General features: G+C 50.9%; 17 protein-coding genes and 2 tRNA genes. 6 read left to right on the top strand and 13 right to left on the bottom strand.

What is annotated here, in order from left to right; genetic code table 11:
- Window positions 1-67: 67 nt before the first annotated feature.
- The 5 genes from AWQ22_RS10770 to AWQ22_RS10750 all read right to left on the bottom strand — a co-directional run bounded on the left by AWQ22_RS10770 (window position 68) and on the right by AWQ22_RS10750 (window position 3548).
- Window positions 68-565 (bottom strand): hypothetical protein, encoded by a 498-nt coding sequence (locus tag AWQ22_RS10770; protein ID WP_157094616.1) that lies wholly within the window; start codon window positions 563-565, stop codon window positions 68-70.
- A gap of 185 nt (window positions 566-750) precedes the next feature.
- Complete coding sequence (locus AWQ22_RS16745) at window positions 751-948, bottom strand: hypothetical protein (protein ID WP_157094615.1); 198 nt, start codon at window positions 946-948, stop codon at window positions 751-753.
- 373 nt (window positions 949-1321) lie between these two features.
- Window positions 1322-2617, bottom strand: coding sequence for a homoserine dehydrogenase (locus AWQ22_RS10760; protein WP_030006628.1), 1296 nt, complete (start codon window positions 2615-2617; stop codon window positions 1322-1324).
- A 76-nt stretch (window positions 2618-2693) separates the two neighbouring features.
- Window positions 2694-3173: a hypothetical protein gene (locus AWQ22_RS10755; RefSeq protein WP_041443575.1), complete on the bottom strand. Its 480-nt coding sequence runs from the start codon at window positions 3171-3173 to the stop codon at window positions 2694-2696.
- An 87-nt stretch (window positions 3174-3260) separates the two neighbouring features.
- A complete protein-coding gene (locus AWQ22_RS10750) occupies window positions 3261-3548 on the bottom strand; it encodes a YggT family protein (protein WP_012307731.1) in 288 nt (95 codons plus the stop codon).
- A 255-nt stretch (window positions 3549-3803) separates the two neighbouring features.
- Between AWQ22_RS10750 and AWQ22_RS10745 the strand changes: the two genes are divergently transcribed.
- Window positions 3804-4289, top strand: coding sequence for a hypothetical protein (locus tag AWQ22_RS10745; protein WP_030006630.1), 486 nt, complete (start codon window positions 3804-3806; stop codon window positions 4287-4289).
- 65 nt (window positions 4290-4354) lie between these two features.
- On the opposite strand, the gene accC is transcribed toward AWQ22_RS10745, so the two are convergent.
- From accC to glgA, 3 genes are all read right to left on the bottom strand, one after another.
- Window positions 4355-5701, bottom strand: coding sequence for an acetyl-CoA carboxylase biotin carboxylase subunit (gene accC / locus AWQ22_RS10740; protein WP_030006631.1), 1347 nt, complete (start codon window positions 5699-5701; stop codon window positions 4355-4357).
- A gap of 111 nt (window positions 5702-5812) precedes the next feature.
- The gene (locus AWQ22_RS10735; RefSeq protein ID WP_030006632.1) at window positions 5813-6094 is read right to left on the bottom strand and encodes a hypothetical protein; all 282 of its coding nucleotides are present in this window, start codon (window positions 6092-6094) and stop codon (window positions 5813-5815) included.
- Window positions 6095-6234: 140 nt separating this feature from the next.
- Window positions 6235-7707 carry a glycogen synthase GlgA gene (gene glgA, locus AWQ22_RS10730; protein WP_062435226.1) on the bottom strand — a complete coding sequence of 491 codons (1473 nt, stop codon included), beginning with the start codon at window positions 7705-7707 and terminating at the stop codon, window positions 6235-6237.
- Window positions 7708-7974: 267 nt separating this feature from the next.
- Here glgA and AWQ22_RS10720 point away from each other — a divergent pair, with 267 nt between their 5' ends.
- Window positions 7975-8832, top strand: coding sequence for an urease accessory protein UreD (locus tag AWQ22_RS10720; RefSeq protein ID WP_065711070.1), 858 nt, complete (start codon window positions 7975-7977; stop codon window positions 8830-8832).
- A 68-nt stretch (window positions 8833-8900) separates the two neighbouring features.
- Here AWQ22_RS10720 and AWQ22_RS10715 read toward each other — a convergent pair whose 3' ends face one another.
- Window positions 8901-9578, bottom strand: a complete 678-nt coding sequence (locus tag AWQ22_RS10715; RefSeq protein ID WP_065711069.1) for an HAD-IA family hydrolase — start codon at window positions 9576-9578, stop codon at window positions 8901-8903.
- A gap of 14 nt (window positions 9579-9592) precedes the next feature.
- Window positions 9593-10765, bottom strand: a complete 1173-nt coding sequence (locus tag AWQ22_RS10710) for an NAD(P)/FAD-dependent oxidoreductase (protein ID WP_065711068.1) — start codon at window positions 10763-10765, stop codon at window positions 9593-9595.
- A 289-nt stretch (window positions 10766-11054) separates the two neighbouring features.
- Here AWQ22_RS10710 and AWQ22_RS10705 point away from each other — a divergent pair.
- Window positions 11055-11141, top strand: a tRNA-Ser gene (locus tag AWQ22_RS10705).
- Between the two features lie 2 nt (window positions 11142-11143).
- Here the strand turns inward: AWQ22_RS10705 and AWQ22_RS10700 are convergent.
- A complete protein-coding gene (locus AWQ22_RS10700; protein ID WP_065711067.1) occupies window positions 11144-13537 on the bottom strand; it encodes a DUF3488 and DUF4129 domain-containing transglutaminase family protein in 2394 nt (797 codons plus the stop codon).
- 187 nt (window positions 13538-13724) lie between these two features.
- A tRNA-Asn gene (locus AWQ22_RS10695) sits at window positions 13725-13796 on the bottom strand.
- Window positions 13797-13943: 147 nt separating this feature from the next.
- Between AWQ22_RS10695 and AWQ22_RS10690 the strand changes: the two genes are divergently transcribed.
- From AWQ22_RS10690 to AWQ22_RS10680, 3 genes are all read left to right on the top strand, one after another.
- A complete protein-coding gene (locus AWQ22_RS10690; protein ID WP_030006642.1) occupies window positions 13944-14543 on the top strand; it encodes a sigma-70 family RNA polymerase sigma factor in 600 nt (199 codons plus the stop codon).
- Complete coding sequence (locus AWQ22_RS10685) at window positions 14540-14962, top strand: hypothetical protein (protein ID WP_065711066.1); 423 nt, start codon at window positions 14540-14542, stop codon at window positions 14960-14962. Before AWQ22_RS10690 ends, AWQ22_RS10685 begins: the two co-directional genes overlap by 4 nt.
- Before the next feature lie 108 nt (window positions 14963-15070).
- Window positions 15071-15547, top strand: coding sequence for a Spy/CpxP family protein refolding chaperone (locus AWQ22_RS10680; RefSeq protein ID WP_198166485.1), 477 nt, complete (start codon window positions 15071-15073; stop codon window positions 15545-15547).
- Between the two features lie 6 nt (window positions 15548-15553).
- On the opposite strand, the gene AWQ22_RS10675 is transcribed toward AWQ22_RS10680, so the two are convergent.
- The gene (locus AWQ22_RS10675; RefSeq protein ID WP_065711064.1) at window positions 15554-18493 is read right to left on the bottom strand and encodes a calcium-translocating P-type ATPase, PMCA-type; all 2940 of its coding nucleotides are present in this window, start codon (window positions 18491-18493) and stop codon (window positions 15554-15556) included.
- Window positions 18494-18566 lie beyond the last annotated feature (73 nt).

Raw genomic sequence — 18566 nt, 5'->3', positions numbered from 1 at the left:
GTTTTTGTTTTTGACAATGGAATGATTTAATCAAATTAAATCATTCCTGAGAACAGAGTTTTATTTCTTATTGAAACACTACTTCCTGCCAACCTCCATTGTAGTCGAACCAGGAAGATCTTCCCATATAGACATTATTAACCATATCTCCGGCCCAACCGCTACTTTGATCGATCCACCAATCGCCCCCAATTGAAAAATAGACCCCTGGGCTTGCTTTGATGGTGGATTCGACGCGGCAATTGCGGCCATTGATAATTCTGGGCCGTTTGCTACTCCACCAGTGAGAAATGTGTCCCTGTTTGACCGGGATTTTCAGATAACCTTCCGGAGTCTTAGTAATCGTAATCGCTCCTTGATTATCACCTCCATACCAAGGGTCGATGAGGTAGCGGCCAGCACCAACATTGCTCAGGCCACTAACAATAGTTTGGCGTTGACCATCCACTTCACAAGTCATCTTGAGGTCTTTCATCTCAATGAATCCATCAGTGCCGATTGCGATCGCCTCTCCCCAGTGACTTAGGCTCGTCCAGCCTCGTGGCTGGATGCGATTATAGTGCACAGGCGAAGAAGCGTGGCGTGGAACGACATTCGGTACTTGTCCCGAAGTAAGAGGGACAGCTTCAGCAGTGCTCGCCACAAGTAATTCTAGTAAGGCTAATGACAACATAAATAATTTTTTCATGATGAAAAATTGAATAAGGAAAAAAGGGGTGGCAGAAGAGTCTACCACCCCAGCAAAATCATCTAACGGCTTCGGTGGGTACTGGTACCATCAGCATGATTATGTGTTTCGCCTGTAATCTCTGTGGCATGATTAAAGCCAAGATGATTGAAGGCTTTTTGGTGAGTCGTCTTCGAAGAACCGTCGCTGAAGTAGCGCGTAGTATCTTTTCCAACGACTCGTCCGTCATCTTTAACCCAACTTTCTTTTTTATTAGACATGTTTTTTTCCTATTTGAAGGTTTCAACAAATTAGCCATGGGTTTTAGCTATCTTTGTTATCTCTATTTCTACTGGTTCAGAAGGGCAAAAAAAATTAGTATTAAAAAGCAATAATATTTGACAAGAAAATATATTTATAGTAAAAGCACTGTGATCTGGAACTTCCCCAGATCACAGTGCTTTAAATTTTTATTGATACACAATCTCGCTAGAATGCCTTTAATCCGAGGAGATTTTCACTATTATTTTCTCTTCCGTAATTGCTCTTTGGAGCCGTAGAAGATGAAAAGCGATTGATCATCGCATTAAACAACATGCTATAAAAAATCCTCCAGAAATGTGGAGGATCAAGAATTTTGCAGTTGAATGATTACTAAAGGACGCGGAGAATACTCGGCACTTCCTTGATCGCCTCTAGGCCTTCGATTTCTCGCATGGCTTCCCGGAAATTTGCCTCATGGACATCATGGGTCACGACGACGATCTCAGCGCAATCATCCTGAAGACCAATCTGCACGACTGATTCCAAGCTCACTTGGTGCTGCCCAAAGCAAGTCCCCAGATCGCCGATCACACCGGGCAAATCCCGCGACAAAAAGCGCGCATAAAAACGCGTTTTTAGGGTATCAATGGGCAAAATTTTGCTGTAATGCTCGTGGGTGCAGCCCAGGAGAGGGTTGAGTTTTTGGATCACCTGGTCAGAATGCAACAGACCCACCACATGGACAATGTCAGAAACTACGGCGCTGGCCGTTGCCCCAGCCCCAGCCCCAGGGCCATAAAACATTACCTGGCCGAGGGGTTCCCCTTCCACGAGGATCGCATTAAAGACACCATTGACGCTGGCGATGGGATGATCTTCTGGTACTAAAGTCGGGTGAACGCGCAACTGTAGGGCATCTTCTTCGAGGTCTGGTCGTTCGGCGATCGCCAATAATTTGATCACAAAACCGAGCTTTTTCGCAAAACTGATATCTGCCGCACTAATGGAACGAATCCCTTCGCAGTAGACATCTTCGCGCCGAATTCGTCCCCCAAAGGCCAAGGAAGCAAGAATCGCAATTTTGTCCGCCGCGTCGCCCCCATCCACATCGGCACTGGGATCGGCTTCGGCATAACCCAATTTTTGGGCTTCCGCTAATACTTCCCCAAAGTCCGCCCCGTGCTGGGCCATCTGGGTGAGGATATAGTTGGTGGTGCCATTGATAATGCCAATGACACGGGTAATGCGGTTCACTCCTAAAGATTGCTTGAGGGGTTTGATGATCGGAATGCCACCGCCCACCGCCGCCTCAAGGAGCACATAGACCCCCGCTTTGTTCGCTGCGGTGTAAATTTCTTCGCCATATTTGGCAATCACTGCTTTGTTGGCGGTGACCACATGTTTCCCATTGGCGATCGCCGCCAGGATGAGAGTCCGCGCTGGCTCCAGGCCGCCCAACAACTCAACCACCACCTGAATCTCTGGATCTTTGACGATGGCCTCTAGATCAGTGGTTAGGCAACCCGCTGGTAAATCAATGTTGCGGGGCTTGTCTAGGGAGCGCACCCCTGCCCGTTTCAAAACCACTTCCCCCAACAGCGGGTGGCGGCCTTGGGGCGACAGCAAAATTTCTGCGGTGCCCGTGCCAACCGTTCCTAAGCCAAGTAAACCAATTCCGATAGCCACAATGTTTTCTCTAGTGCAACATCAAGATAATGTTTCCATTATCCCCCATTACCTGATCTCCCAACTTAGGGATCAACTACTTCCGATGGTGAATTTCTAAAATATAGGGATAATATTGCCGTTGTCCCCGGGAGCCAACCCAGACTTGATACAGTCCTTTTTGCCATTCGCCGCGAATTGCCGGATTTTGACCCACCGCATCGTCATTGCACCATACACCACCGGGGCCTTTGACCACGAGCACCGTATCTCCGGCACTTTCAACGCTCAGTTCTAAATCATTAAAAAATGTCATGAGGCTGAGGCGATGGTCGGCATGGTTATCGATAAAGCCAACACAAGACCCCGTGGGGGTATCCTCGATTCCTAAAAATTCTGCGGCGGGTTCACTTCCCCCACTGACCCCCCGTAATAGCTGGGGATTGGGGGCAAAATTAGGGCGCAACTGGAGATTTTCAAAAATGGCTTGTTTTGGTAACGGTTGGGCCATCACCGGGGCGATCGCCAGTCCCATCCCCCAAGCCCCCGTTAACGCCAATAAGCACCGTCGCCACATATCGAATATCCTTTTTTGATTCCAGCATTACCTCGCTAGACGTGGATCAAAAGCCTGGGGTTCCAACGGCTCGCCCCTTCAATCCACCTAACGCAATAGCATCACCAATAGACCCTGCTGACCCAAGAGTACCTCCCGCAGGAGGGTGACGATCCCGACCCAAATCACCGGAGAAATATCAATGCCTCCCAGGGGCGGCACCAGCTTTCTGGTCGGGGCCAAAAGCGGTTCCGTCGGCAATACCACCAAGCTAAAGGGCAGTTTCGTTAATTCCGCCTGGGGATACCAAGTGAGCACAATGCGGAAAATAAAAAATAAAGTCATCGCGCCCAACAGCAGATTGAGCCCCAAACTTGTCACAGCTAACCAAGACATCGCATTCACCAAAAATTCATTGCGTTAAGACTTAATTTAACTTAACTGCGACCTTGATTTTTACCGAACCCATTGAAAATAGGGACAATGGCCTGGGATTTTCCGAAACTGCATCAGTCTGCCTGGGTGCCCACTATAAATTACTATTGGCGGTTTGTTTTGACCATTGCCCTTAAAACCAAAGCACATAACCCAAAGGGCCATGGCAAGTACCACAAGCCAATGATCAACAAACAAAATTTAAGGACAAAAGCCGTGAAAAAGTTGATTCTCCCTGCCTTCTTCCTCTGTGCCCTCAGCCTCGGTGGCTGCGGTATGGTTCAGGAAATAATTTTTGAAAAAGCGATTGAAGCTGGCTCCGGCGAAAAAGTCGATATCGATATGTCCAAAGAATCCGTCGATATCAAAACCAACGAAGGGAATCTGTCTGTCAGCAGCGGCGACAATGTCAAACTCCCCGACACCTTCCCCAAGGACATTTATTTCGATAAAAATGCGGAAATTAGAATGGCGATGGATTTACCGGAAGGGGTTTCTGTCACCTTTGTTACTAATGAAAGTGTAGCCGCTGTCAAAGACAAATACACCGCAGAAATGGCCAAAAACGGTTGGACTCAAGAAATGACCATGGACGTCAACGGGCAATCGATGTTTGGCTTTCAAAAGCAAGAGCGCGCTTCCCAAATCATGATCTACGCAGACCAAGACCAGACTTTGGTGCAAGTCATCGCGAAAAAGTAAGGGCACTTCCCCAATCGTCGCTTATGGGGATTGCCCTCAAGGTTAGAGACTATTTGCGATCGCCCCTAGGGCAACATGTGCTGCTGGATAAAGTTTGTATCGACATCGGCCGCCAAAAAAGCCGGGTGATTCAAAATCTTTTGGTGGAAGCTAATGGTGGTCGATACTCCAGTAATCGCACATTCTCGGAGTGCCCGCTTCATGCGGCGAATGGCGGTGTCTCGGTCGGGCCCCCAAACGATTAATTTACCGATCAAAGAATCGTAGTAGGGGGAAATTTCATAGTCGGTGTAAACGTGGGAATCCATCCGTACCCCAGGGCCACCGGGGGGAAGATAGCCACTGATTTTGCCTGGGGTCGGTCGGAAATCATGGTCGGGATCCTCGGCATTAATCCGGCACTCGATGGCATGACCAGTTAAGTTCACTTGATTTTGATTCAAACTGAGGCGATCGCCTTGGGCAACTTTAATTTGCTCGGCGATCAGATCTAGTCCCGTCACCATCTCTGTGACCGGGTGTTCCACCTGAATGCGGGTATTCATTTCCATAAAGTAGAAATCCCCATTCTTATCCACGAGGAATTCCACTGTTCCCGCCCCGACATAATCAATGGATTTCGCCGCTTTGACCGCTGCTTTCCCCATTTTGTCCCGCAGTCTGGGGGTGAGGATCGCGCTGGGCGCTTCTTCGAGAAGTTTTTGGTGTCGTCGCTGGATCGAACAATCCCGTTCGCCGAGGTGAATTACATTGCCGTACTGATCCGCGAGGATCTGAAATTCGATGTGGCGGGGCCGTTCAATAAATTTTTCGATGTAAACGCCGCCATTCCCAAAGGCTGCTTCTGCTTCCCCCTGGGCCGCTCGGTACAAACGGGGCAATTCTTCGGCGCTGGGCACAAGGCGCATCCCCCGGCCACCACCACCCGCCGTGGCTTTGATCATCACGGGGTAGCCAATTTGTTGGGCGATTTCTAGGGCTTGTTCTTCGGAGGCCACCAACCCAGCACTACCGGGTACGGTGGGGACTTTTGCCGCCTGCATCGTTTTTTTGGCAGTGGATTTGTCCCCCATGGCGATCATTGCTTCTGGGGAAGGGCCAATAAAGGTGATTTGGTGGTCGGCACAAATTTCTGCAAACTTGGCATTTTCGGCGAGGAAACCGTAGCCTGGGTGAATTGCGTCGGCGTTACTGCTGAGGGCCGCAGCGATAATATTGGGAATGTTGAGATAGCTTTTGCTGCTCTGGGGCGGGCCAATGCAAATGCTCTCATCGGCGAGCTGAACGTGGAGGGCTTGGCGATCTACGGTGGAGTGGACGGCAACTGTGGCAATGCCGAGCTCCTGACAGGTGTGGATAATGCGTAGGGCAACTTCTCCGCGATTGGCGATGAGAATCTTTGAAAACTGCATGGTGTTCCGTTGGCGTTTGCGTCCCCAGTGTGATGGGTAGCCAACATTATCATGGTAAGGGGTATCCCTCGGCAAGCGGCGATCGCCCCGGAACAAACTTTCACGATTCCTCTAAAACAAGCCCTGGCGAAATTCGTCATTTTCACCCCGGTCATCTGTTTGGTAACGAGATGGAGGGCGATCGCTACTCCAGGCCCACCAAACGGTGCCACATTGACATTCATAAAACTCCTGCCAGCGGCGACGGTGCAGCGCATCAGTCACGGGGGCATAGCGATTTAACCAAGCCCGTTTCGCATCATGGGGGAGTGCTTCACAGCTGGGACAATGGAAACTGAGGGCGTGACTGGCATTTTTGATCCACTCAGGCGGATAGGGGCTAAAGGCATCCATAGGCACGGACAAAGGAAAAACTTGCCTACCATGGTAACGACTTCCCTGGGAATTGTTAGGAACCTCGGTTCAGGCTTTGGGGACAAACTTCCCAGGTGGGTTTTCGTCGTCAAACCTCGAAACGCTTTTGATCAGCCCCCTTAGGCGCGGATAAACTCGTAGAGATCGATGTATTCATTGCCGGGGTTGTTCCAGGAATAGTCATATTTCATCCCCTGGATTTGCAGCTTCCGGAACTCCTCTGGGTACACGGTGTATAAACCAATGGCCCGTTCCATGGCGGATTCGAGGGCGTGGTTATCCGTTTGGTAAAAGACATAACCATTGCGTTCTTCGGGGGGATGTTTATCATCATGATCCCGGTCAAACACGGTACTCACGAGGCCACCGACACCACGGACAATGGGCACCACACCATACTTCAGGGCGATGAGTTGGGTCAGACCGCAGGGTTCGTAGTTACTGGGGACGACAAGCATATCAGCCCCGGCATAGATCATGTGGGACAGTTCGGCGTTAAAGCCCAGCTCGATGTGACAGTTGGGGTTGTCGTTGAGGTGGAATTTCTCGTGCCAGAACCAGGAGTTGATCGAGCCTTCGGTGGCAGAACCAAGGAGGACAAATTGGGCTCCCCGATTCAAGGCGTAGTACATGGCATGGTGAACGAGATGAACGCCTTTTTGGTCATCGAGACGGCCAATGTAGGCGATGATCGGTCGGTCATTGTCTTCAAGTAATAGGCGATCGCGTAGGGCTTTTTTGTTTTTCGCTTTATTTTCGAGGCTATCCCAACTGTATTGCAGCTCGATATTGTGGTCTACTTCTGGGTTCCAAGTGCTGTAGTCGATGCCGTTGAGAATTCCCTTAAACTTGTCTTGGTGGAGATGGAGGGTATGGCTCAGACCACAACCAATATCGGTGTAGTGGGCTTCCCAGGCGTGGTGGGGAGAAACGGTCGTCACTGCATTGGCATAGACGATGCCCCCTTTCATGCAATTTAAGGCAAAGGGATTAAAGTTATCCCGGAGGCGATCGTAGTGGAAATAGTAGCCCTCGTTATTGAGACCCGTCGCCCACAGGACGTCAGCGCCCGCGATACCTTGGTGCTTAAAGTTGTGGATGGTGTAACACACCCGCTGATTCCACAGGCCATGCCACTTGTACATTTCAAAGAGCATCACCGGAACCAGACCTGTTTGCCAATCATGGCAGTGGATAATATCGGGGCGTTTGTTGGATTTTTGTAAAAATTCGAGGGCCGCTTTACTAAAAAAGGCAAAGCGCATGTGGTCGTCTAAGGCCCCATAAAAAAAGCCCCGACTGAAAAAGTTATCACCGGAGTGGGGTTCGATAAAGAAACATTGTTGGCCATGGACCCAGCCATAGAAAACGGTGCAGTGGATCGCACCGCCAAACCAGGGTACCCAAAGATCCCGATAGGCTTCGTGCATCCCCCAAATGTGGTCGTAACGGAGACAATCATATTTGGGCAAAATGATTTCGACACAATGACCGCGCAGACTAAGCTCGCGACTGAGTCCGTAAACCACATCTCCAAGTCCACCTACCTTCGCGACGGGGGCGCATTCCGAAGCAATCTGGACGATGTACATAGGGACTCCTTATGTTTCTGAAAGAATGGGAAATTCGTAAAATTTTTTCAAAGATAAAGCATCTGTCTGTGAGCGGCAACTATACGGGGGCGGAAGTGTGATTAGGATTCTTGAGGTTTGTTTGCTCCATTGTTTTAGGAACAAAATATTTGGCGATCGCCGTTGGGCCTGCCCGGATCAGTGGGATGATCGGGAAAATAGACTGCTGTTGGGGGCTGTTTTGGCAGCAATTTTTAGTCCCCCTAATCCCATCAATTTCAGACAAAAATGCAAGATCAACAACAGGTGATTCACAAAGCGCAGCCCTGGCACGGCAAGGTGGGCTTAATTTACGGGCAACGCCAGGGCAAGACGGAAATGCAACGCTGTTTTACCCAAGCGCCGTTTCGCATCCAGCGGCCTTTTTATCCGGAAGGAAATCGAGTGTGTCACACGGTCTTGCTCCACACGGCAGGGGGCATTGTCGGCGGCGATCGCCTATCTCTGGATCTCGAACTGAAGCCAGAAAGTCATGTTTTCCTCACAACGGCGGCGGCCAACAAACTTTATCGTACTAACGGGGAAACGGCGCAACAGGACGGCATTATTAACCAGGCTCCGGGCAGCATTTTGGAATACTTTCCCCAAGAAATGATTATTTTCGACGGGGCAGAATATCACCAGAGCCTGCGGGTCAATCTGGCTCCCGGTGCGGTGTGGTGTGGCTGGGAAGTTCTTCGGTTTGGGCGCACGGCCCGGGGCGAAAAATTCATCTCTGGTAACTGGCGGGGGCTGACAGAAATTTGGCAAGATGATGAACTGCTCTGGGGCGATCGCCAATGGCTACCGGGAAATCCAGAAGTCTTTGCTGCCTGGAATGGCCTGAATAATCAGCCGGTGGTGGGAAGCCTGGCTTTGGTGGGTTTAGAGATTAGCGAGGCCCAAATTACGGAGTTACGACGAACCATGGCCACCATTCAGCAGGGCTTGGGCGGGATCACACAATTACCCAAAGGCGTGCTCTGTCGCTACCGGGGCCCCTCCAGCACGGAAGTAAAACGCTGGTTTATCTCCCTTTGGCAAAATTGGCGATCGCTCTATTCCCCGCAACCACCAGCCCTGTCCCGCGTCTGGCAAACCTATTAACCAACATTCTCCCCTTGAGGGGAGTTAGAGGGGTGTCCCTTGAGGGGAGTTAGAGGGGGGAGTGGGAGTTAAGGCTGACGACTGTAAGGAAAAGGCTGATCCCGTTCGATGAGGTGCGCCTGCATTCCCAACCGTTTTGCTGCTTCGTAATCTTCCAGGCGACTGTCGCCGATGTGGAGCGCTTCTTCTGGCTGACAACTATGTTTAGCGAGGGCTGCTTGGAAAATTTTGGGGTCTGGTTTCGCTGCTCCGGTTAGGGAGGAAATGGTCACACTCTGGAAATAGGAGGCTAGTTCTAAGGCATCTAACACCTGCAACAGGCGGGAGTCAAAATTTGAAATTAAACCCAACTCAATGCCCTGGGCGTGCCAAGTCTGCACCGAAGCCAAGGTTTCCGCGAAAATAAACCAGGGTTCCGCTGTCGCAAAATGCTGGTACAAATCCGTAAAAAAAGCACGAAAATCAAGAAACTGTTCAATCACTCCGGTAGCAGTAAACGTTTCCTGGGCGATCGCCTCCCACCACAGAAATTCCTGTTTCGGGATCAACTCAGCATCAATATTTGGAAATGCCGGGGCAGGTTTACGCTTAAAGGAGTGACGAAACCCCTGTTCTAAACGCTCCGGATCCGCCGTTACCCCGTGACGTTGGGCAATTTTGGCATAGGTCGCCCCGACCCCATCCTTGACGCCAAAGAGCGTCCCCACCGCATCGAAAAAAATAACCTTTGGTTGTGTTGCCATCATTTTGCTTGTTTCGTCTACTGAGCCAATAATTTTGCGAGGGGTTGCACGAGCCAATTGAGGCCCACCTGCACTTGATGTTCCCAGGTCGGCAAACGGTAGAGATAGACCAAGCGACGGGCGACATGGGCGAGATTGCCTTCGAGTTCTAGGCCCAAACCGCTGAGGGTGGCATTATTTTCGCCTAGGGTGAGCATTTCACCGAGATTAAAGAACTTAAACGGCAAAAGAGGCTTATTTGTAATCAAGCCCCGCAAATTCCAGGCGCAGACATCGGCCTGTTGAATCGCCACCTGGGCCGTCATCGGTAAATTGTCTTCTGCTTGGGCGACATCCCCAAGAGCGAAAATGTTCGGGTGGTTCTGGATCTGGAGTTGGGCATTGACATCAAGTTTGCCATTGTCTGCGTGGGGCAGGGCGAGATCTTTTACCCAAGGGGCGATCGCCGTTCCGCCAGTCCACAAAACGAGATCAGCGGGAATGGTATCTACTTCCCCTTTGTAGCGCAGGCTCAGGCTATCGGCGGTGACTTCGGTGACTTCCGTGGCATAGTCTACCCAAATTCCCCGTGCTTCCAGGGCTTCCTTAGCGGCTAATTGGTTAAATTGAGGCGCATTTTTGAGGATTTCATCGCCACGATCAATGATCCGTAACCGGCCGCGATCGCCTAAGCGATCCGCTAATTTACAGGCTAATTCCACGCCACTGTAGCCACCCCCAACGATGGCAATGCGAATTTTTTCCGCCGCACTGGTTTCCAAAGCCCGTAATTTTTCCTTGAGGCGGAGAGCATCATTGAGGGTTTTAAAGGGCAGAGCGTATTCCTTGATGCCAGGTAAATCCACAAATTTTGTTGCGCCCCCAGCAGCAATGACGAGGTAGTCATAGGTGATTTGGCGATCGCCGCAGACGACGGTTTTTTGCTCCGGGTCAACGGTTTGTACTTGAGTTTGGACAAATTTCACCGGGCCATGGCGCAACAATTCCGTGTAGGTGGGGGCCACTTCCCAGGGTTGCATTTCCTCCGTGATCAGCTCGTAGAGGAGGGGACTAAAGACAAAGTGATCCTGGCGATCGATTAAGGTAATGTCTGGCCGCTGGGAGGTCTCCCAGGGAAATTGCAACAGACGGAGCGCCGTATAGAGTCCGGCGAAACCGCCGCCGATAATGACGATGTGGGGCTGACTCATGGAGAAATAAAAGGTGAGGGCGGGCAACGTTTAACTATTGTGCCTTAATTTTCCGGTCGGGGGGGCCAGCCCTTGGACAATAAAAAACCGCCACTGGGTGAGGACGGTCTAGCTTGATAAGCAATCGGAGGGTATTGCTAACCTAGCGCGGGGATCATTGGGGAAATGTAATCTTTTTAACTTCTTTAGGTTTTTTCCCGTCTATTTTGGGTGTAAATAACTTTTGGGTTCTTTATGGCAATCGGACTAGCCAAGACCCTGAATTGTGCTTAGAATAGTTTAGGCCCCTGGAGAGGTGGCAGAGTGGTTGAATGCGGCGGTCTCGAAAACCGTTACTGGGGCAACTCAGTCGGGGGTTCGAATCCCCCCCTCTCCGTTTTAGGATTGACCTCGATAAAAGGAACGTCGTAGACGTTTGAGTTGCTGCCGGAGGTAGTCTGTATTGGCAGGTTGCTCACCATAGCGCCAGTTGACATAGGCTTCGGTCAGTTCCGTCAAAATTTCTAAGGTTTCAGGACGATATTGCGGTTGAATCGTCCGCAAAAACTCCCAGGGGGTTTGGGTACGTTGTTTTTGGTGCCCTTTGTTTTGGAGCAGCAGGAGCATTTGTTGGTAGAGCTGTTCCATCATTGGTAATCGAGCAAAGCGGCGTCGTTGAAACCAGTTGCGAATTTGTTTAATGACAAACCAACCGCCCATGCTGGCGACAGCAACGGCGATCGTCCCCGTAATGGCCCCAACGAGGCCACTGGAAACAAAGCCCCACAACCGCGAAACCACGTAGCCTAGTATTTTCAGGGTGGTAAACCATAACCCTTCAAAGAAGCCAAGAATCGGCGACGGCACCCAACCCGCAACCCAACGCCAAAATGATCTCAATACGCCAAAAGCACCACCATCCTCAAAGGAAGGCGGTACAACTTCATAACCCGGCAGTGGATTGAACGCAAACCAACCCTGGCCCGGAAAATAGGCTTCTGTAACAGCATGGGCATCGGTATTGTGGACGAGGTAATAGCCCGTAAATGGATTGAAATCCCCTTGATCAAATCCCGTTGCAAACCGGGCCGGAATCCCAATAGAACGCAGCATGATTGTAAGGACTGTGGCGTAATGGTCGGCATAGCCCCCCTTGTATTTGAACAAGAAAGCTTCAACGAGATCTTCATCGTTTGCGAAGAACGGAATTTCTTGGGCTTGGGGGAAGCGTTGTTTCAAACCTTGGGCGAGATAGAGGGCCTTTTCGTAGGGGGAAGTGATGGGGCTATTGGCCTGGGAGAGAATTTCCTCGGCAACGGCCCGTACCTCCGCTTTTATCTCTGGGGGGACATCTAGATATTTCTCGGTGACAAAGGGCGGATAATCTGTCCCTGCTGCCGCCAATTCCGTCCGGTTACGGTAGGGTACTTTAGAAACAACGGTATAGGTTAGACCTTCTAAAAGTCCCAAAGGCGATCGCAAATTGCCCTCTGGATCTTGACCAATCTCCGCCGTGGGAAAATAAAGCTCCGTCGGATACTGCATCGCCGGGACAATGTTCGGCAAAGACAAAACGGCGGTATAGCTCTGGATAATTTTTTTCTTTTCCACTGGGTTGGGGATAAAAGGCGTTAGGAAAAAACGTCCTGCCCAGCGGGAACGCTCCGTGAGTTGCAAATCATCGGCATTGGTGACTTCCCAGCCCTGGCCTGTGTAACGGTCAAAGGACATCACGCGCCAAAAACCAGGAGCCTGCGATCGCACCCGCATCACCAGCACCTTTTCCATCTCACCCCGGAGATTTTGGTTGATTTTGCTATTGAAACCGTAATACTGAGTTTTATCGAGTTCCCCTTGACCTTCGCTGGGACTACTGCCTTCACCCGTGCCTGCCCCAGTACCCGGACTATTCCCAAAGGTCGCACCATCGGCGTTTTCATTTCCTTCGCTGCCAGGATTCTCATAACCGGGATTGACGAGGCTAAGGTTAGTCGGACTAAAACGTTCATTTTCAGGGGCATCGGCGGGCAAACTCACAGGCAAGGTGCTGAGTTGATAGCCAGGAAAACGGGGCATGATGCTAAAGAGTCCCAAGCCCAATACCAAGGTGATCCCCAAAATTGCGCCCAGGCGTTTGGGTGACAGGGGAGAATTTCTCAGGAGGTCAGCGCGACCTTTACGGGCACTGGAGCGCTGCGGCCAAAGGATCGTCTCCAAGCCAGCTAGGCCAAGGCGTGAACGGTAATCTAAAACTAGAACAGGGAGGGCGATCGCCAAAAATAGAATTAACCAGGGCGCAAAGGTTAGCGTTTGAGAAACAGTGCCTGCCACCCCCAACAAAATAAGGCCGATCACCATCGAATAACCCAGATCCTTTCGGCGGGGCAAATCGAAGCTGTGAAGAATTTGCAGTTGAATGAGGAGCTCTGCCAGCACCAAACGCGTATCGTTTAAATTGGCATACAGATTCCGGAAAAAGAGCAACAGCATGCCCAACATGCCAATGGCAATAAAAAATTTTGCCCCCACATTCGCCTTCTGACGGTTTTGCCAACTCCAGACTCCCCCCAGGAGCGTTAAGGGTACCGCTAAAATACTGATCGGCCAGCCAAACCAGATCATGTTTCCTTCTGAGGCCACATCCGTCGCAATAATGCCGACAACCACCAATAGCTGTACCAAGGCCCGCAGCAGTACAGAATCTTCGCTTTGGGGTTTGGGAAAATTACGCAATTGGGCCACTAAATCCGCAAAGGATTTCGGTTTGAGGCGTTGGGAAGAGGGTGATGTCATCGTGCTGTAGGCGGAAATCAAAAACCTTCTACTAGACTACCCTTATCCTTCAAATTCAGCATAAATCCCACTGAAGCCATAAAGCAGAACAGCAGCCTACAGTTTTTTGTGAATCCTGACTTAAACCGATGAAAGCCGCAGTTCCATGGTTCGATTAGCGAGATTATCGATTGATTTAATTTTTGTACTCCCCAGGCAAGATTCGAACTTGCGACCAATCGATTAACAGTCGACCGCTCTACCGCTGAGCTACTGAGGATTGTGTGGCGCGTTGTGTTCCAACGGTTTAACATTGTAGCCACAGTTTTTGGATTTGGCAATACCTTGGTTCAAGTTTTTTTTGAGCCGGTTGAACTTTTTGGGTAAAGGTTCAGTCTAAAAAGACGTGCGATGACTGGAGAGGGATATGCCCGATCAAGCTGTTGACCACCCTACTGCCATTTCGGATAGGGAATTGGTTTGTCTTTGCCAAGGGAAAATAGGGTCTATTCGGGGGCGGCGCGATCGCCAAAGTTTCCGAATCCTGTACCGACGCTATCACCAAAAGGTACGGTCTACCCTGTATCAACTCTGTGGGGTGGCGCTCTTGGATGATTTAGTTCAAGAGGTTTTTTTAAAGGCCTGGCAGGGGCTCCCGCGCCTCAAAAATCCGGACTATTTTGCCACCTGGTTGTACCGCATTACTTGGAATGTGGCGACGGATCAACGGCGACGCTTTGCGAAGCAGATGACCTTAATCACAGGCTTAGAGGCGCAAATTGGTGCGGTAGCAGATCCGGGGCCGGAGGGGCTGAGTCAAATTTATTATCAAGATTTGGTGCAGCGAGGTTTGCAGTCGCTAAGCTTGGAACACCGGGCGGTCTTGGTGCTCCATGATCTCAAGGATTTGCCCCAAAAGGAGGTGGCTGAAATTCTTGGGATTCCGCCAGGAACGGTGAAATCTCGCCTCCACCATGCCCGGCGATCGCTGCGTCAGTTTTTAGAAACCCAAGGAGTCAGTCTATGAATTTCCATGACCATGACAACTTAATCCGGTTTTTAAAGAACCATGAACCCTACGGTCCACCGCCACCAGGGGATCATGAAGAAAGGCTTTTGGCGCGACTCAACCAAACAGAACCGTCAAACCTGACAGCTTCGTCCCAGGGGAAATGGTGGATTCCGACAGTGATTGCTGCCGGGCTTGTGCTCGTGGTTGGCCATGGACAACTGCACCAGGAATTTGGGTCGCTGCCGGAAGTGATGCCGCAACAGTATTGGGGGAGAGTTGAACAACCCCAGCCAAAGGCGATCGCCGGGGGAGCCGATGAAGAACTGGAGGCTTTTCTTGAAGAAAGCTGGTCTTATTCCTTTGGGGAGCACCTTTACCAGGAACAGGAACTGTCCTACGAGTACGTTGATTTTGTTGTCAATACTGATCCCTAGTGCTTCGCAAAACATTCCTAAATTTCAACACTGGGCTAATGCCGTCCTAGCGGAATCTGTGATTAGTTTTGGAGATGAATTTTAATCATGTTTAAAAAACAAGTATTAATGGCTTCTGCGGTGGCCCTCTCGTTGACAGGGGAAATGGCGATCGCCGACTCAACCACGAAAGACACCCACTTCACCGTTGCCCCAGCACCAGTCCTCATGAGCCAAGGGGATGAGCGGGAAGCAGATCTCGTTGATCGGCTTGACCTCAGTACCGCCCAGAGACAACAAATCCAAGGAATCCGCGCCAATTACCGTAGCCAAATGGGGGCCAAACGGGCAGCAATTCAACAGGCAAAAAATACCATGCGGACATTAATGCGCAATAGCACGACTTCCCGCAATCAATTAGAGGCCCAACACCGTACCATTACAAACCTACGCCAAGATTTAGCAGATCTCCATTTCCGGCAGATGTTAGACATTCGTGAAGTGCTCACCCCCGCCCAACGGGCAGAATTAGCGCAGCACATGGCCCAAAAACGCCAGGGTGATCGCTTCCAACGGTGGCGGAGCTGGTTTGGCTGGCGGCAGTAGTCAAAATTATTGAGACGAGCCTTGCCCTTTGCGCCAAATTTCCCCGAACCACAACACAAAAGAGGTTCCTCCGATAATCCACAGCCAATCGCGGCAGGCCAGGGGGACGGTACGAAAGGCACTGCTCCCCCACTGCACCATGGCCACTTGACCGATAAAAATGGTGGCAATAATCGCGCTAAAAGCTGGATTTTTTGAGAGCCCTGTAAACGCAGAAATCGAGAGGCCAAAACAGCGGGCATTAAATAAATTCCACAGTTGCAGAAAGACGAAAATCGCAAAAAAGACGGAAAGCTCGTAGGTATTGATGGTGCCATCGCGCATTTCATACTCCAAAATGCCTACCATCAGCACCAGAAATCCACACCCTAAGAAGGCAATTTGTTTGGCCATGGCCCCGGTGATGATAAATGCCTCGGCTTGACGGGGCGATCGCCCTAGGACTTCTGGATTGGGCGGTTCCGTGGCTAAGGCCAGGGCGGCAAAGGTATCCATAATCAAATTGACCCACAGCATTTGGGTCACCGTTAGGGGAAGCTCAATGCCAATAAATGGCCCCAAAAGAGCTGTCCCCAGGGCTACCACGTTAATGGTGAGCTGAAAGAGAAGAAATTTTTGAATATTTTCATAGAGCGATCGCCCCCAGAGCACCGCATTCACAATGCTGCTAAAGGAATCATCTAAAAGAATAATGTCACTGGCTTCCTTGGCGATCGCCGTACCACTTCCCATAGCAAGCCCCACTTGCGCCTGTTTGAGGGCCGCCGCATCATTCGTCCCATCTCCCGTCACACCAACCACTTCTCCCGATTGTTGGAGCAACTTCACCAAGCGTAATTTATCTAGGGGGCAAGCGCGGGAGAGGATCTTTAAGGACTTCACGGCTTCCCGTGCGGTGTCATCATCCATGGCGGCAAACTCCGGCCCCGTCAGGTGCAAGGCTTTAAAGTTAACCTCTTCGGTTTGGTGCCAGAGGCCAATTTGTCGGCCAATTTCCCTCGCCGTTTGGGGACTATCACCGGTAACAATTTTGACCTGAATGCCGGCACGGAGACAGGCTTTAACGGCGGCGGGGACATCGTCCCGCAGGGGGTCAATAATCGCAAAAAAACCAAGCCATACCAGGTGCCGTTCGATTTCAGTGATTTTAAAATGCTTGAGATCCCCCAGGGGACGGTAGGCAAAACCCAGGGTCCGCATCCCCCGGCTTTGGTAGTCTTGGAGCGTTTTGATAATGGCAGCCCGTTCGGTGAGGGGCATAACCCCACCAGCACTTAATTGATAATCACAGCGTTTGAGTACGACTTCTGGAGCGCCTTTAACGTAGAGAACTTCCTCCTGCAAAATGGGCGATTTGCCGAGGCTGGTCATGTACTTTTTTTCGGCAGAAAATGCCCCCTGGGAACTGAGGTCAAAATTGTAACGGTAGTCGAGGTAGTCAAGGTTTTGTTGATCGAGCCAGAGTAAAAGGGCTCCCTCTGTGGCGTTCCCAATGACCGTGGGCAGCGCTTGGGTGGCGTACTCTAGGTCGGCGGTACTGTTGGCGGCGATCGCCTCGGCGAGCACCTGACGAACATGGGTGGCCTGCGCCGGTTCAGCCTCCACCAGTCCAGGGATACAGGTTTCATGGACATGCATTTGATTACAGGTCAATGTCCCGGTTTTATCGGAGCAGATCACGGTGGTTGCGCCAATGGTTTCACAGGCATGCATCCGCCGCACCAGATTATTTTCGGCAGTCATGCGGCGCATACTGTAGGCCAAAGACAAGGTGACACTCATGGCCAGTCCTTCTGGCACAGCTACCACGATAATCGTCACGGCCACCATGAAGTAATTGAGGAGGGCCAGCCCCACATCTAGGGGAAGCCATTCTCTCACTGTGGGGGATAGCCAGTGGGTAGCAACACCATAGCCGAGACTTCCCCCTAACCAGAGGCTACCTCCAAGCAACATCAAGGGGGTATTTTTTAGGGCCGCCGGGGCTGGAACAGCGAAAACTTCGGGTAACTTCCCCAAGCGTTCGAGTAGTTCTTGGCCATCTTCGAGCACCGGCAGCCACACGGGTGCTGACATCATGGCGATCGCCCCCAGTAAACAGGCCATCACGTAACCCTGGGAGCCTGTTAGCCTCAGTTCTTGGGTGAGGAGACCCCGGATCAATAGGGCAATAAACGTCAAGATGGCGACAGTTAAGCCCACCACCCCAATTGCTTTACTCAGGGTTTCGAGTTGTTGATTGAGGGGCGTATTGGGATCATCTTCAACGGTGGCCACCGCTTGGGCTAACTTACCAATTTCAGTGCGATCGCCAACGGCAATGACCTCACAAAAACCATGGCCTTGGGTGACGATGGTACTGCGGTAGACACAATTAAACGGGTAAGCGGACTGCTCGGCTTCTACTTGGAAAGGATCCGCTTGGGCTGATTTGTTAACGGGTTCTGATTCCCCCGTGAGTTTTGCTTGATCAATGTGAAGGGAAACGCTTTCAAGAATTTTGGCATCGGCGGGAACTTCATGGCCCTGTTCGATGTAGATAATGTCGCCCACCACCAAATCCTGGCGCGGCAGACTGTGATACTGGGCCTCGCGAATTACCTTGACCATGACTTGATCGTAAACATGGTTGAGGAGGGCAAATTCTTGGTTCGCTTTAAACTCATTAAAAAAAGCAACGACGGTAGCCAACAAGATCGCGACAATAATCCCCAGACCTTCGGCATATTCGCCCCGCAACACCCCCACCGCAAGGGCGATCGCCGCCGCGATCATCAGAATGCGAATCACCGGATCAGTAAATTTCTCTAAAAAAAGTTGCCACCAGGGACGCCGTTGGGGCGGTGTTAAAACATTGGCGCCATATTCGGCACGATTCGCCTGAACTTGTTCGGCCGTCAACCCTGCATAGGGCAGATGGCGATCGCCTGGAGATGCAATAGTCATAGGTAGTAATGCTGGGAAAAGGCTGACCCTTACGGTAGTGGTCGCTACTTCTACTCCTATGGTAGGTTTCACC

This window comes from Picosynechococcus sp. PCC 7117 (assembly GCF_001693275.1).
GTDB lineage: Bacteria > Cyanobacteriota > Cyanobacteriia > Cyanobacteriales > MRBY01 > MRBY01.
This window is presented reverse-complemented; position numbering and strand designations above follow the sequence as displayed.

Excerpts from the sequence above, each read along its gene's own strand:
- AWQ22_RS10680 (WP_198166485.1), top strand. The coding sequence starts at position 15,071 with ATGGCTTCTGCGGTGGCCCTCTCGTTGACAGGGGAAATGGCGATCGCC.
- AWQ22_RS10720 (WP_065711070.1), top strand. The coding sequence starts at position 7,975 with ATGCAAGATCAACAACAGGTGATTCACAAAGCGCAGCCCTGGCACGGC.
- AWQ22_RS10735 (WP_030006632.1), bottom strand. The coding sequence starts at position 6,094 with ATGGATGCCTTTAGCCCCTATCCGCCTGAGTGGATCAAAAATGCCAGT.
- AWQ22_RS16745 (WP_157094615.1), bottom strand. The coding sequence starts at position 948 with ATGTCTAATAAAAAAGAAAGTTGGGTTAAAGATGACGGACGAGTCGTT.
- AWQ22_RS10710 (WP_065711068.1), bottom strand. The coding sequence starts at position 10,765 with ATGAGTCAGCCCCACATCGTCATTATCGGCGGCGGTTTCGCCGGACTC.
- AWQ22_RS10700 (WP_065711067.1), bottom strand. The coding sequence starts at position 13,537 with ATGACATCACCCTCTTCCCAACGCCTCAAACCGAAATCCTTTGCGGAT.
- AWQ22_RS10750 (WP_012307731.1), bottom strand. The coding sequence starts at position 3,548 with ATGTCTTGGTTAGCTGTGACAAGTTTGGGGCTCAATCTGCTGTTGGGC.
- glgA (WP_062435226.1), bottom strand. The coding sequence starts at position 7,707 with ATGTACATCGTCCAGATTGCTTCGGAATGCGCCCCCGTCGCGAAGGTA.
- AWQ22_RS10690 (WP_030006642.1), top strand. The coding sequence starts at position 13,944 with ATGCCCGATCAAGCTGTTGACCACCCTACTGCCATTTCGGATAGGGAA.
- accC (WP_030006631.1), bottom strand. The coding sequence starts at position 5,701 with ATGCAGTTTTCAAAGATTCTCATCGCCAATCGCGGAGAAGTTGCCCTA.
- AWQ22_RS10685 (WP_065711066.1), top strand. The coding sequence starts at position 14,540 with ATGAATTTCCATGACCATGACAACTTAATCCGGTTTTTAAAGAACCAT.
- AWQ22_RS10675 (WP_065711064.1), bottom strand. The coding sequence starts at position 18,493 with ATGACTATTGCATCTCCAGGCGATCGCCATCTGCCCTATGCAGGGTTG.
- AWQ22_RS10755 (WP_041443575.1), bottom strand. The coding sequence starts at position 3,173 with ATGTGGCGACGGTGCTTATTGGCGTTAACGGGGGCTTGGGGGATGGGA.
- AWQ22_RS10715 (WP_065711069.1), bottom strand. The coding sequence starts at position 9,578 with ATGATGGCAACACAACCAAAGGTTATTTTTTTCGATGCGGTGGGGACG.